This is a genomic window from Nocardioides sp. JCM 18998 (genome assembly GCF_055391535.1).
The window spans coordinates 3,349,448-3,362,672 of record NZ_AP043886.1 but is presented as its reverse complement, the minus strand read 5'-3'; the positions used below and the strand labels follow the sequence as shown (position 1 = coordinate 3,362,672).

The following is a 13,225-nucleotide window of genomic DNA, read 5'->3' as shown; positions in this document are numbered from 1 at the left end:
GGTCAGCGCCCCGTCCCGAACATCGCGTGCGGGCTGACCTTGACCTGCGGCGCCTGGCCCGCCTTCTGGGCTAGGCCGAACCACTCCGAATCACGGATCTCGCGCATCGCCGCCTTGCGGGCGGCGTCGTCGAGCCGGTCGATGAAGAGGACCCCGTCGAGGTGGTCGGTCTCGTGCTGGATCGCGCGGGCGAGCAGCTCGGAGCCCTCGATGGTGACCTCGTCGCCGTGCATGTTGAAGCCGTGCGCGACGACATGCAGCGCGCGCCGGGTGTCGTACGTCAGGCCCGGCAGGGACAGGCAGCCCTCACCACCGTCCTGGCACTCCTCGGAGAGCTTCAGGTCCGGGTTGATCAGGTGACCGACCTCGCCGTCCACGTTCCAGGTGAAGACCCGCAGGCCGACGCCGATCTGCGGGGCGGCCAGGCCGGCTCCCGGGGCGTCGAGCATGGTGTCGGTGAGGTCCTCGACGAGCTTGCGCAGCTCCTTGTCGAAGTCGACGACCTCGTCGGCGCGACGGCGCAGAACGGGGTCGCCGAAGAGGCGGATGGGCTGGATGGCCATGCCGGTGAGTCTAGGTGAGCGGGCGCGGCCGGCGAGCATCGCGCGTGGCGTCCGGAACCCCGTCGATCCGCCGCGCAGCGGGCTGGAGCGGCTCGGTCGTCAGAGGGCGGGCGGATCGACCTGGATCCGCACCGGCTCGAGCCGGCGGGCCGCACGCAACCGCTGCAGCTCCCCCAGCGCGGCGGAGAGGGCGAGGCCCTCCCCGCGCGGCACGCGTACGACCAGGCGCTGCTGCTGCTCCTCCTCGTCGCCCGCGCCCGCCTCGCCCGACCCGGCGTCGACCGGGACCGGGCCGAGCAGCTCGGCATGCTCGGGCAGGTCGAGCAGGGTGCGGGCGTCGGCGAGCGCGCCGGGAGAGCCGGTGATGGAGGCGAGCCGCGAGGCCGGCGGCAGGTGCGCGAGCGCGCGCTGCTCGGCCTCACGGGCGGCGAAGCCGGGCTGGTCCCAGCGCACCATCGCCTGGGTGGTCGGGTGCGCGGGGTCGCCGACGAGGAGCACCCGACCGCCCGGTGCGACCAGGCCGGCGGCGTTGCTCCAGCGGCGCAGCGCCTCCTCCTCCGTACGCAGGCCGGGATGGCCCAACAGCAGCCAGGTGTCGAGCAGCAGCACGGCGGCATACCCGCCCTCTGCGGGTGGCTCGGCTCCCGGGGTGGCGACCAGGATCGCGGGCCGGGCGGCCACCCGCTCGACCAGACGCTCGCCGCTCGAGCTGGCCACCCGTACGCCCGGGAACGCCCGGCCGAGCTCCTCGGCGGTGCGCGCCTCCCCGACGATCGGGGCACGCAGGCCCCGCCCGCCACAGGCCGGGCACGCCCAGGCCTCGGCCTGGGCGCCGCACCAGCCGCACTCCGGCGGCGTGACCGGGCCGCTGAGCCGCAGCGGCCCCGTGCAGGCCGGGCAGCGCGCGGACGTACGGCATGTGTCGCAGGCGAGTGCGGCGGCGTAGCCGCGCCGCGGCGTCTGCACGAGCACGGGACCGGTCTCGAGGGCCGCCTTGATGGTGGCGAAGGCGTCGCGCGGGACCCGGGAGACCCGGGCGAGGGGGTCGCGCTCGAGGTCGAAGTCGGTGGCTCCGGTGACACCGGCGATCACCCGGTCGCGGGCGAACGCACGGGTCGGCGCGATCGGGTGGGCCCAGCCGGTCCGCAGGAGCTGGTCGGCCTCGACGGTCCGGGCGAAGCCACCGACCAGCAGGCCGGCGCCCTCGTGCTCGGCCCGCAGCAGCAGCACCTCCCGGGCGTGCGGATAGGGCGCGCGCGGCTCCGCGAGGTTGTCGTCGCCGTCGTCCCACAGCGCGACCAGGCCCAGGTCGTGCACCGGCGCGAAGGCGGCCGCCCGGGTGCCGACGACGACCCTCGCGGCGCCGCGCGAGACGGCGAGGAAGGCTCGGTAGCGCTCCGCCGGGCCGGCATCCGCGGTCAGCGTGACGTGGTGCCCCGCGCCGAGGACCAGCTCGAGCGCGGCGGAGACCCGGGCCACGGCCTTGCGGTCGGGCACCACCAGGAGGCTCCCCCGCCCTCCGGCGAGCGTCGCCGCCGCGGCCTGGGCGAGCAGCGCCGGCCAGTCGGTGGCGGCGGCCGCGTGCCACACCGAGCGCGGGCCACCGCCGTCGTGGAGGTGGCGCAGGAAGGCCGCGCCGGGCTCGTGGCCCGCCCATGCCTGCTCGGCGGCGACCGGGTCCCATCGCGCCGGATCGGTTGCCGAGGCGGACCGCTCGCCTTCGGCCGTCGCATGTCGGGCCGGCACCGCGAGGCGCAGCACGTCGGAGCGGGTCCCGGCGTAGCGCTCGGCCACCGCGGCGGTCAGCGCGGCGACAGCCGGCGACAGCACCCGCTCACCGCTCACCACCCGGCGCAGCGGCACCAGCGCGCCCGGGTGATCGCTCGCGGCGGCACGCGCGATCACGTAGCCGTCGACGTCCTGCCCGGCGAAGCGGACCTTCACCCGTACGCCCGGCTGCGCACTCTCGGCCATCGCCGCCGGCACGCTGTAGTCGAACGGTCGGTCGAGGTGGGCCAGCGGCAGGTCGAGCAACACCTGCGCGACAGGATCGACGTCGGTGATCTCCGCCTCGGCGGTCTTGCGCTGCTTGGTCGCCCGCGCCTTCGCACGGCCCTCGGCGACCCGGTCGCGGACGAGGCCGGGCAGCTCGAGGAGCTGGTCGGCGTCGTGCCCGGGCGCGGTCATGGCGGCAGTTCTACCAGCGGGCGCCGACAGCGGCCCGTTCGACCGCTCTCCGCGCTCCAGAGAACCACGCCACACCGGGCGCGCTACACCCTGAATTGGGGGCACCTGCCGATAGGGTGACCGTTGGCTGCGTTCGTCCTCCACAGTGGCCGGCAACCCGGTCGCAACGACGTTGAAGAGGCGGAATGACGGACTCCACGCAGGTGGCGGCGCAGCAGAGCCCCGCCATGCTGGTCGTCGTCATCGCCGTGCTGTGCATCGCCGGCACGTGGGCGATCATGCGCGTCCTGCGACCCGCGCCCGTCCGCAACAGCACGGCCGAGAGCCAGCTCACCCGCTACCGCAGGATGGCGCTGCGCGACACCCTCACGGGCCTGCCCAACCGCGACGGCCTGAACGAGCAGATCGAGTCCGAGCTCGCCTACGGCCTCCAGCGCGACGGCCTGCTGGCCCTCTCGATCTTCGACATCGACGACTTCAAGGAGATCAACGACCTGTACGGCCACCCGGTGGGCGACGAGGTCCTGCGCATCATCGGTCGTCGGATGAGGGCCCTGGCCGACTCCGCACCCGGGACGTTCATCGCCCGCATCGGCGGCGACGAGTTCGCCGCCCTGCATCGGCTCGACAGCGAGGATCTCCAGGAGGAGCTCGACTCCTTCCTGCGCGAGCTGCTCGACGTGTCGTCCGCGCCGATCGAGGTCGGGGAGCACGTGATCCATCCCGAGGCCAGCGTGGGCACCGCCGTCTTCCCCGTCGACGCCGAGGACTCGGTGTCGCTGGTGCGCAACGCCCATCTCGCGACGCACCGGGCCAAGCGGCACCCGCACCGGCGCTGCCGCTACGACTCCGAGGTCGACGAGCGCACCCGCGCCCGGCAGAGCCTCGTCGCCGACCTGCGCCAGGCGATCGCCCGCGAGGAGCTCGTCCTGCACTACCAGGTCCAGGCCTCCGTGCCGGAGGGCGAGGTGCGCGGGTACGAGGCGCTGCTGCGCTGGCAGCACCCGAAGCACGGCTCCGTCCCCCCGGACACGTTCATCCCCCTGGCGGAGAACAGCCGCCTGATCATCGCCATCGGCGCCTGGGTGCTGCACCAGGCCTGCGCCGAGGCGGTCCGCTGGAAGCCCCCGTACCGCGTCTCGGTGAACGTCTCCGCGGTCCAGCTCTCCCAGCCCGGCCTGGTCGAGACCGTACGCGACGCTCTGGCCGCCTCGGGCCTGGCGCCCAGCCGGCTCGAGCTGGAGATGACCGAGACGGCGGTCTTCAGCGACCGCGAGCAGGTGCTGCAGACGCTCACCGAGCTCAAGGCGATGGGCGTCTGTCTGGCGCTCGACGACTTCGGGGTGGGCTACTCCTCGCTCGACGTGCTGCGCTCGTTCCCCTTCGACCGGCTCAAGATCGACCGCTCGTTCCTCGCCGGGACCAGCACCCATCAGACCCTCGAGCTGATCCGGACGGTCATCGCCTTCAGCCGGACCTTCGGGCTGGCCGTGATCGCCGAGGGCATCGAGACCAGCGAGCAGCGCGACCTGCTCGCACTGGCCGGGTGCCCGGAGGCCCAGGGCTTCTTCTTCGGCCGGCCGACGACGGCCGAGGAGATCGCCAGCACCGGTCAGCTCAGCCGCGGGCTGGGCACCGCAGCCCCGATCGTCACCCACCGCGTGCCCTGATCGGCGGCGCTGGCGGACTCGTCCGATCCGCGAGAATCCCGGGACGAAAGTCTCAGGACGAACCATCGTTCGCCGACAAACGATGCGATGCATACCCCGCACCTGCTGGCCGAGCACAGCCCCACGCTCGTCGCCCTCGCGGCCATCCTGTGCATCGCCGGCTCCTGGGCCACGTCGCGGTTCTTCCAGCGGGTGGCCAACAGCGGTGACGGACTGCGGGCCGACTGGCTGCTGCTGACCTCGGTCTCGAGCGGCGTGACCGTGTGGTGCACCCACTTCGTCGCCATGCTCGGCTACCACGCCGACATGCCCATCGAGATCGCCTGGGCGCCGACCGTGGTCTCGCTGGTCATCGCCGTCACCGGCAGCGCGGCGGGGTTCACCGTGGCCAGCATCGGGGGCCGCCCGGCCCTGGGCGGCGGGATCGTGGGCCTGTCGATCGCCGCGATGCACTACCTGGGCATGAGCGCGATGCGGACCTCCACCCCCGTGCGGTGGAACGTGCCGCTCGCCGTCCTCTCGGTGGTCCTGGGGATCGCGCTGGCCAGCACCGCACTGCGGATCGGCAGCGCCTCCACCCCCGAGCGGCCACGCAGCGACCGGATGGCCCTGCTCTTCGCGCTGGCCATCCTGGCCCTGCACTTCATCGGGATGGGTGCCTTCTCCATCACCCAGCCGCACGGCGTGATGACGACCATGGGCTCCAGCATCGACCGCAACTCCGAGTCCGTCCTCGCCGTCGCGATCGCGATCATGGCGCTGGCCACGATCGGTGCCGGCATGGTCGGCTACATCATCGACAGCAGCACCCGCGCCGCCGCCCTCGAGCGGTTCCGCAAGCTGGCGCTGTACGACCCGCTCACCGGCCTGCCCAACCGCACCAGCCTGAGCGAGCGGCTGCAGGTCGAGATCGCCGAGAGCCGACACCGCCGCAGCCGGCTCTCGGTGGCCGTGATCGACATCGACGGCTTCAAGGAGATCAACGACCTGCGCGGTCACCCCGCCGGCGACGAGGTGCTGCGCACGCTCGGCCTCCGGATGAGCAACCTGGTCGACACTGCGCCCGGGACCTTCATCGCCCGGGTGGGCGGGGACGAGTTCATCGCGCTGCACCGCCTCGAGAGCGAGGCGCTCCAGGAGGAGCTCGAGGTCTTCCTGCGCGAGCTCCTCGACGTGTCATCGGCCCCCATCGACATCGGCTCCGACGTGATCCGCCCGCAGGCGAGCATCGGTGCCGCGATCTTCCCCGAGGATGCCACCGACGCGGCCGCCCTGATCAGCAACGCCGATCTGGCGATGTACCGCGCCAAGGCCGACTCGTACAGCAAGGTCTGCCTCTACGACCCGGTGATCGACGAGCGCACCCGTACCCGTCAGGGCCTCCTCGCCGACCTGCGCGAGGCGCTGGCCCGCGACGAGTTCCTGCTGCACTACCAGGTCCAGAGCGCGCTGCCGAAGGGCGACGTCCTCGGGTACGAGGCACTGGTGCGCTGGCAGCACCCGAAGCACGGCCTGGTCTCCCCCGCCGAGTTCATCCCGCTCGCCGAGGACAGCCGGCTGATCGTCCCGATCGGGGCGTGGGTGCTGCACGAGGCCTGCCACGAGGCGGCCCGCTGGGAGCCGCCGTACCGGATCTCGGTCAACGTCTCCGCGGTGCAGCTGTGCGATCCCGGCTTCGTCGAGACGGTCCGTGCGACGCTCGCCTCCTCCGGTCTGGCACCCGCCCGGCTCGAGCTGGAGATGACCGAGACCGCCGTCTTCAACGACCGCGACCAGGTGCTGCGCACCCTGACCGATCTGAAGGCGATGGGCGTCGGCCTGGCGCTCGACGACTTCGGCGTCGGCTACTCCTCGCTCGACGTGCTGCGCTCGTTCCCCTTCGACCGGCTCAAGATCGACCGGTCGTTCCTCACCGGCACCAGCCCGCAGCAGACCATCGAGCTGATCCAGACCGTGCTCACCCTCGGCCGGACCTTCGGTCTGGCCGTGATCGCCGAGGGCATCGAGACGCCCGAGCAGCGCGACCTGCTCACCCTGGCGGGCTGCCAGGAGGCGCAGGGCTTCTTCTTTGGCCGGCCCTCGGCCCCCGACGAGATCGCCCGCACCGGCCAGCTGCGCCGCTCTGGGGGACTCGCCACCCCGATCATCGACCACCACCGGGGCCACTGAGCCGTTCGGCACGGTCCTCCCCGGCATGCGAACAGGGCCGCACCCCGATGGGGTGCGGCCCTGTTGGCGTCAGCGACTCAGATGCCGGCAGCGGCCTTGAGCGCCTCGGCGCGGTCGGTGCGCTCCCAGGTGAACTCCGGGAGCTCGCGGCCGAAGTGACCGTACGCAGCGGTCTTGGCGTAGATCGGGCGCAGCAGGTCGAGGTCACGCAGGATGGCGGCCGGACGCAGGTCGAAGACCTCGAGCACCGCCTGCTGGATCTTCTCGTCGGGCAGCACGCCGGTGCCGAACGTCTCGACGAAGACACCCACCGGGGCGGCCTTGCCGATCGCGTACGCGACCTGGACCTCGGCGCGACGGGCCAGGCCGGCGGCGACGATGTTCTTGGCGACCCAGCGCATCGCGTAGGCGGCCGAGCGGTCGACCTTCGACGGGTCCTTGCCCGAGAAGGCGCCGCCGCCGTGGCGGGCCATGCCGCCGTACGTGTCGACGATGATCTTGCGACCGGTCAGGCCGGCATCGCCCATCGGGCCACCGACGACGAACTTGCCCGTCGGGTTGATGTGCAGCTTGTAGCCGTCGAACGGCACCGAGGTCTTGAAGCTCCCCAGGACCGGCTCGATGACGTGGGCCTTCACGTCCGCGGCGATCTGCTCCTGGCTGATCTCCTCGGCGTGCTGGGTGGAGAGGACGACGGTGTCGACGCGGACGGCGCGGTTCTCGTCGTCGTACTCGATGGTGACCTGGGTCTTGCCGTCGGGCCGCAGGTACGGCAGCGTGCCGTCCTTGCGGACCTCGGTGAGCCGCTCGGCCAGCGTCTGCGCGATCTTGATCGGCAGCGGGAACAGCTCCGGGGTGTCGTCGCAGGCGTAGCCGAACATCAGGCCCTGGTCACCGGCGCCCTGCTTGTCGAGCTCGTCGATCGAGCCCTCGGCGCGGGTCTCCTCGGCGGTGTCGACGCCCTGGGCGATGTCGGCCGACTGGGCGCCGATCGCGACCTGGACGCCGCAGGAGCGGCCGTCGAAGCCCTTGTCGGAGCTGTCGTAGCCGATCTCGAGGATCTTCTCGCGGACGAGCTGGGCCACCGGCGCGTACGCCTCGGTGGTCACCTCACCCGCCACCACGACGAGACCCGTGGTCAGGAGCGTCTCGACCGCGACCCGGCTCCTCGGGTCGTGTTCGAGCAGGTAGTCGAGGACGGTGTCGCTGATCTGGTCGGCGATCTTGTCCGGGTGACCCTCGGTCACCGACTCCGACGTGAAAAGACGTCCGGTCACGATATGCGCTCCGTTTCTGGATCGGAAGAGTGCAGTTAAAAGCCTATCGGTGCCGTCGGCACCGATCAGAGGCGTGCCGCGATGTGATCAACGATGATGTGGGCCAGGGCGCTCTTCGCGCCCTGGGGGACCTCGGTCGCCGAGCCGTCGGCGCCGAGCACGACGGCCTCGTTCTCGTGGCTGCCGAAGACCGCGCCGCCGCTGACGTCGTTGACCACGAGCAGGTCGCAGCCCTTGCGGGCCAGCTTGGCCCGAGCCAGCTCCAGGACGGTGCCGGTGGCGTCGCCTGTCTCGGCGGCGAAGCCGACCACGACCTGACCCGAGCGGGCGCGGTGGTGGCTCAGCTCGGCCAGGATGTCGGCGTTCTGGACCAGCTCGATGGTGGGCGCCGAGCCGTCGGCGGCCTTCTTGATCTTGGCGTTGCTGTGGCTGGTCGGGCGGAAGTCCGCCGGGGCGGCCGCCATCACGACGGCATCGGCACCCGGTGCGGCGGCGAGCATCGCGTCGTGCAGCTCGGCGGTCGTCTCCACCCGGACGACCTTCACGCCGGCCGGGTCGGCGAGGGCGACGTTGGCCGCCACGACCGTCACCTCGGCGCCCCGGGCGGCAGCGGCCCGCGCGATGGCGTAGCCCTGCAGCCCGCTGGAGCGGTTGCCGAGGAAGCGGACCGGGTCCAGGTACTCGCGGGTGCCGCCGGCGCTGACGACGAGCGTACGGCCGGCGAGGTCGGCCACGCCGCCGCGGGCGAGGACGGCCTCGCAGAGCTCGAAGATCTCGGCCGGATCGGGCAGCCGGCCCTTGCCGGTGTCCTTGCCGGTGAGGCGGCCCTCGGCCGGCTCGATCACGACGGCGCCGCGTCGGCGCAGGGTCGCGACGTTGTCGACGGTCGCGGGGTGCTCCCACATCTCGGTGTGCATCGCCGGGGCGAAGACCACCGGACAGCGAGCGGTGAGCAGCACGTTGGTGAGCAGGTCGTCGGCGAGCCCGTGGGCCGCGCGGGCCAGCGTGTTCGCAGTCGCCGGGGCGACGACGACCAGGTCGGCCCCCTGGCCGAGGCGGACGTGCGGGACCTCGGTGATGTTCTCGAAGACCTCGGTGGCGACGGCCTTGCCGGAGAGCGCCTCCCAGGTCGGGGCGCCGACGAACTCCAGGGCAGCGGCGGTCGGGACGACGGTGACGTCGTACCCGCGCTCGGTGAAGCGGCGCAGCAGCTCGGCGGCCTTGTAGGCAGCGATGCCGCCGGAGACCGCGAGAACGACCGACGGCCGCTTCCCCTCAGGGGAAGCGGCCGACGTCGTGTCGTGCGTGGTCAGGATCGACTCACTCGCTGACGGCGAACGGGTCTTCGTTCGCGGCGGCGCGAGCAGCTGCCTCCTCGGCGGCCACCTCGGCCGGGTCGATGTCCTCACAGGTGAGCAGGTCGTCGTTGATCTCGCGCAGCGCGATCGACAGCGGCTTCTCCTGCACGTGGGTGTCGACGAGCGGGCCCACGTACTCGAGCAGGCCCTCGCCGAGCTGGGAGTAGTACGCGTTGATCTGGCGAGCGCGCTTGGCGCTGTAGAGAACCAGCTTGTACTTGCTGTCGGTCTTCGTGAGCAGGTCATCGATCGACGGGTTGGTCACGCCCTGGGCGTCGATTGCGGGAGCAGCCACGTTAAGCCTCACTGGTTTTCGGATCGGAGTCGATGCTGTTACCAGCACCGAGCGTCATCAAGGCTACCAACTCGGCGGCAGCCTCACGAACTTCCCGGTTGACGATGGTGACATCGAACTCGGCCTCGGCGGCCAGCTCGACCTTCGCGGTCTCCAATCGACGCTCGCGCTCGGCCTCGGTCTCGGTCCCCCGGCCGACGAGACGCCGGACGAGCTCCTCCCACGACGGGGGCGCGAGGAAGACGAAGACGGCGTCGAGGCCGGGCTGGCGCTCGACGGCCTCGCGCACCTGGCGCGCGCCCTGGAGGTCGATCTCGAGCAGCGCCGGGCGACCCGACGCGAGCGCGGCCTCCACCGGCTTGCGCGGGGTGCCGTAGCGGGCGACCTTGTGCACCGTTGCCCACTCGAGAAGCTCATCCTCGGCGACCATCCGGTCGAACTCCTCGTCGGAGACGAACCAGTAGTGCACGCCGTCGACCTCACCGGGTCGCGGGGCGCGGGTGGTCGCGGAGACCGACATCCACACGTCGGGATGCGCGGCACGCATCTGCGCCGCCACCGTCCCCTTGCCGACCGCGGTGGGGCCGGCGAGGACCACCAGTCGCTGGGGCGCGGAGCCGGGCTGCTGACTCGGTCGAGCGGGCTCAGACACGCCGGCCGAACTCCTGGGCCAGACCGGTGATCTGCTTGGTGCCGAGGCCCGCGACGCGGCGGCTCTCGGCGATGCCGACCCGCTCCATCATCGCGTGCGCGCGCACCTTGCCCAGACCCGGCATCGCCTGGAGCAGGTCGATGACCCGCATCCGGCCGACGACCTCGTTGACCTGGCCCTCCTGGATGACATCCATGATGTCGGCCCCACCGGTCTTCAGCCGGTTCTTCACCTCGGCCCGGACGCGACGGGAGGCCGCGGCCTTCTCCAGCGCGGCCTGACGTTGTTCGGGGGTGAGCGGAGGAAGTGCCACAGAGTCCTACTTCGATGGGAGTGGGTCGCGACTGTCGGGTGCAGTCCGCGCCAATCTAGTCAGAACAGCGCGCGAGCGGCAACGGAGGTCCGTCCCGATGCCGGTGGGGCGTGAGGTCAGAGGGTGAGCGGGGTGTGGCAGACGTCGCGGGACTGCTGCTGCACGGCGTCGAGAGCGGTCGCGGTCCGCGTGCTGCCGACGGCCGTGGCCGCGTCGCTGATGGCCCGGCGCTGAGCGGCGGTGACCGACGCCGGCGGATGGGCGGCGTCGTAGTCGCCGGGGTCGACGCCGGCGGCCTTGAGCGCGTCCTGCAGGGCGGCGAGCCGGTCGACCACCGTCGACCAGTCATCGGCGATGTCGGAGGGCGCCGTGGCCTGGAGGTCGCGGAACGTCGGCAGCGCGTCGAGCAGGGCCAGCGCTCCCCCGTCACCGAGGACCTTCGAGAGGCCGTCGCGGTGCGAGGCGACCGCGGCACAGTAGTCGTCGACCGACGCCGCCCCGCTGCACGCGGACAGCGCCGCGGTCAGGATGGCGGCCGTCGCGGCGACCCGGACCCTGCCAGCCAGCATCGGCTCAGCCGCGCAGCTCGGCGTTGGTGGCCAGTGCTGCGTCGCGCAGCGCCGCGACGTCCGGACCCCGGCGCAGCAGGCCGCGCGAGGACGACGGCAGCACCGGCAGATCACCGAAGATGCGCTTGACGTCGGCCGCGGTGCCACCCTGCTCGCCGAAGCCGGGGGCCAGGATCGGGCCCCCGAAGTCGAGCGCCGAGGCGAGCGCCGAGGGCAGGTCCCTCGACACGTCGCCGATGGTCGCGCCCACGACCGCACCGAACGAGCCGTACGGCTGCGCGCCGTCGTTGAGGGTGGCGAGGTGGGCGAACATCCGCTCCGCGACCGTCTCACCGGTGTCGGTGGTCGAGCGCTGCACCTCGGGGCCCTCGGCATTCGAGGTGAGGCCGAGCACGAACAGGCCGGCGTCGTACAGGCTCGCCGAGGCGATGAACGGAGCCAGCGAGCCGAAGCCCAGGTACGGGCTGACGGTGACGGCGTCCGAGGCCAGGGGCGAGGTGGGGTCGAGGTAGGCGTCGGCGTAGGCCTGCGAGGTGGAGCCGATGTCGCCGCGCTTCACGTCGAGCAGCACCAGCGCACCGGCGGCCCGGGCGTCGGCGATGACCCGCTCGAGCACCGCGATGCCCTTCGAGCCGAACCGCTCGTAGAACGCGCTCTGCGGCTTGATCACCGAGACGTGCGGGGCGAGGCCCTCGACGGCGGTCAGCGCGAAGCGCTCCAAGCCGGCGACGTCGTCGTCGAGTCCCCACTCGGCCAACAGCGAGGCATGCGGGTCGATGCCCGCACACAGCGGGCCGCGGGCCTGGACGGCGGCGTGCAGGCGTGCTCCGAACGTGCTCATGCGGGTCATCCTCCCCGATGGTCGCGTTCTCCCGCCAACCCGGCGCCGCGGGGCTCGGCTACCGACGTGAACCGAGCCGAGACCTCCGCCGCACCGGTTCGCACTCACCGTCCAGCCCGGCCCATCCGGTGGTCCGCGACGGTGGCCGCTATCGATTCGGCATCGCTGCGGGCCCTCCCTAGCATCGGCGCGTGAGCGTTCCCGACTCCTTCACCCGCCGCCTCGACGCCCGCGTCGCAGAGGCGCTGGACAAGCGGCTGGTGACCCGGGTCGGCAGCGGGCGAAGCACGTGGCTGGCGAAGGTCGCCGCCGCGCTCCTGGTCACCCCGGTCCACCTGGTCAGCATCGCGCTCGCTCTCGGCGGGGTCGCGCTGCTGCTCCTGGGCGCGGGCTGGTGGCAGTGGCTGATGGCGGCGTTCCTGCTCGCGGTGGCCTGGACGACCAAGCCCCACCTCTCGGGCCGTGCGGCTCGGGGCACCGTCCTCGTCACTCCGGCCCAGGCACCCGCCCTCACCGCGCTGGTCGGCGAGGTCTCCACGATGCTCGGCACCCCCGCACCCCAGGAGATCCGGCTGTGCACCGATCTCAACGCCTTCGTCGCGCCTCGTGGGTTGCGCGGTCGCCAGCTCGTCCTCGGCGCTCCGCTGTGGACGGCACTCGGACCGCAGGAGCGTGTGGCGCTGCTCGGCCACGAGCTCGGGCACCTCGCACACGGCGACCTTCTCAACGTCCGCTACGTCGGGAGCGCGTACCTCACCCTGCACCGCTGGGAGGGGCTGCTGGACCCGATCCGCTCCGAGGTGTTCGCGCACTCCACACCGTTCGTGGTGCGCCTGCTGATGCTGCCTCCGCGGCTCCTCGTGATCGGCTACAGCCGTCTCCTGGACGCGGTGAACTCTGCGGCGTCGCGGCGCCAGGAGCTCTATGCCGACCTCGCCTCGGTCGTCGTGGCCGGTACCGACGCGGTGGTCGGCTGCCTCGAGGTGACGCTGATGGGCGAGGCCGTGGATGTGGTCGCCAATCGTGCCGCCGTCGACCCGGCCCGGCCGGATCTCGGCGAGGCGATCGCGACCCGGATGGCGGGCTACGACGCCGAGCAGCGCGCGAACGCACGGCGCCGTGCTGAGAACGACCGCCGCAGCATCGACGCGAGTCATCCTCCGACGGTGGATCGGCTGCGACTGGTCGAGTCCGTCGAGCGGTCCGTGGCGGGCGTCGTCCTGGACCCGTACCGCAGCCGGCTGATCGACACGGAGCTGGCGCCGTACCTGCAGCGGAAGCTCAAGCAGCTGGGTGAGCGGTACCGCTACGTCCGGTGACACCGCTCACCG

12 protein-coding genes are annotated in these 13,225 nt (G+C 72.3%); 3 read left to right on the top strand and 9 right to left on the bottom strand.

The window, feature by feature from the left end:
* Nucleotides 1-2: 2 nt before the first annotated feature.
* Both def and ACZ5L9_RS15840 read right to left on the bottom strand, forming a co-directional pair.
* Complete coding sequence (gene def / locus ACZ5L9_RS15845; RefSeq protein WP_464529254.1) at nucleotides 3-563, bottom strand: peptide deformylase; 561 nt, start codon at nucleotides 561-563, stop codon at nucleotides 3-5.
* A 99-nt stretch (nucleotides 564-662) separates the two neighbouring features.
* Entirely contained in the window at nucleotides 663-2,750 is a 2,088-nt protein-coding gene (locus ACZ5L9_RS15840) for a primosomal protein N' (protein ID WP_464529251.1), read from the bottom strand.
* Nucleotides 2,751-2,935: 185 nt separating this feature from the next.
* On the opposite strand from ACZ5L9_RS15840, the gene ACZ5L9_RS15835 reads away from it, so the two are divergent.
* Nucleotides 2,936-4,420 carry a putative bifunctional diguanylate cyclase/phosphodiesterase gene (locus tag ACZ5L9_RS15835; RefSeq protein WP_464529248.1) on the top strand — a complete coding sequence of 495 codons (1,485 nt, stop codon included), beginning with the start codon at nucleotides 2,936-2,938 and terminating at the stop codon, nucleotides 4,418-4,420.
* Nucleotides 4,421-4,507: 87 nt separating this feature from the next.
* Entirely contained in the window at nucleotides 4,508-6,589 is a 2,082-nt protein-coding gene (locus ACZ5L9_RS15830) for a putative bifunctional diguanylate cyclase/phosphodiesterase (RefSeq protein ID WP_464529246.1), read from the top strand.
* A 77-nt stretch (nucleotides 6,590-6,666) separates the two neighbouring features.
* On the opposite strand, the gene metK is transcribed toward ACZ5L9_RS15830, so the two are convergent.
* From metK to pyrF, 7 genes are all read right to left on the bottom strand, one after another.
* Nucleotides 6,667-7,866, bottom strand: coding sequence for a methionine adenosyltransferase (gene metK, locus ACZ5L9_RS15825; protein ID WP_464529243.1), 1,200 nt, complete (start codon nucleotides 7,864-7,866; stop codon nucleotides 6,667-6,669).
* Between the two features lie 65 nt (nucleotides 7,867-7,931).
* Nucleotides 7,932-9,182 carry a bifunctional phosphopantothenoylcysteine decarboxylase/phosphopantothenate--cysteine ligase CoaBC gene (gene coaBC, locus ACZ5L9_RS15820; protein WP_464536885.1) on the bottom strand — a complete coding sequence of 417 codons (1,251 nt, stop codon included), beginning with the start codon at nucleotides 9,180-9,182 and terminating at the stop codon, nucleotides 7,932-7,934.
* A 4-nt stretch (nucleotides 9,183-9,186) separates the two neighbouring features.
* The gene (gene rpoZ / locus ACZ5L9_RS15815) at nucleotides 9,187-9,519 is read right to left on the bottom strand and encodes a DNA-directed RNA polymerase subunit omega (RefSeq protein ID WP_464529239.1); all 333 of its coding nucleotides are present in this window, start codon (nucleotides 9,517-9,519) and stop codon (nucleotides 9,187-9,189) included.
* 1 nt (nucleotide 9,520) lies between these two features.
* Complete coding sequence (gmk, locus tag ACZ5L9_RS15810) at nucleotides 9,521-10,171, bottom strand: guanylate kinase (protein ID WP_464529235.1); 651 nt, start codon at nucleotides 10,169-10,171, stop codon at nucleotides 9,521-9,523.
* Nucleotides 10,164-10,484 (bottom strand): integration host factor, actinobacterial type, encoded by a 321-nt coding sequence (gene mihF, locus ACZ5L9_RS15805; RefSeq protein ID WP_464529233.1) that lies wholly within the window; start codon nucleotides 10,482-10,484, stop codon nucleotides 10,164-10,166. The genes gmk and mihF overlap by 8 nt, the downstream gene beginning before the upstream one ends.
* A gap of 116 nt (nucleotides 10,485-10,600) precedes the next feature.
* Complete coding sequence (locus tag ACZ5L9_RS15800; RefSeq protein ID WP_464529231.1) at nucleotides 10,601-11,053, bottom strand: hypothetical protein; 453 nt, start codon at nucleotides 11,051-11,053, stop codon at nucleotides 10,601-10,603.
* 4 nt (nucleotides 11,054-11,057) lie between these two features.
* Nucleotides 11,058-11,894 carry an orotidine-5'-phosphate decarboxylase gene (gene pyrF, locus ACZ5L9_RS15795; RefSeq protein WP_464529228.1) on the bottom strand — a complete coding sequence of 279 codons (837 nt, stop codon included), beginning with the start codon at nucleotides 11,892-11,894 and terminating at the stop codon, nucleotides 11,058-11,060.
* Nucleotides 11,895-12,085: 191 nt separating this feature from the next.
* Here pyrF and ACZ5L9_RS15790 point away from each other — a divergent pair, with 191 nt between their 5' ends.
* Nucleotides 12,086-13,213 carry a M48 family metallopeptidase gene (locus tag ACZ5L9_RS15790; RefSeq protein ID WP_464529225.1) on the top strand — a complete coding sequence of 376 codons (1,128 nt, stop codon included), beginning with the start codon at nucleotides 12,086-12,088 and terminating at the stop codon, nucleotides 13,211-13,213.
* Nucleotides 13,214-13,225 lie beyond the last annotated feature (12 nt).

What these genes read in the sequence shown, in the direction of transcription:
- pyrF (WP_464529228.1), bottom strand. Translation starts at nt 11,894, where the DNA reads ATGAGCACGTTCGGAGCACGCCTGCACGCCGCCGTCCAGGCCCGCGGC.
- ACZ5L9_RS15840 (WP_464529251.1), bottom strand. Translation starts at nt 2,750, where the DNA reads ATGACCGCGCCCGGGCACGACGCCGACCAGCTCCTCGAGCTGCCCGGC.
- ACZ5L9_RS15835 (WP_464529248.1), top strand. Translation starts at nt 2,936, where the DNA reads ATGACGGACTCCACGCAGGTGGCGGCGCAGCAGAGCCCCGCCATGCTG.
- ACZ5L9_RS15800 (WP_464529231.1), bottom strand. Translation starts at nt 11,053, where the DNA reads ATGCTGGCTGGCAGGGTCCGGGTCGCCGCGACGGCCGCCATCCTGACC.
- def (WP_464529254.1), bottom strand. Translation starts at nt 563, where the DNA reads ATGGCCATCCAGCCCATCCGCCTCTTCGGCGACCCCGTTCTGCGCCGT.
- ACZ5L9_RS15830 (WP_464529246.1), top strand. Translation starts at nt 4,508, where the DNA reads ATGCATACCCCGCACCTGCTGGCCGAGCACAGCCCCACGCTCGTCGCC.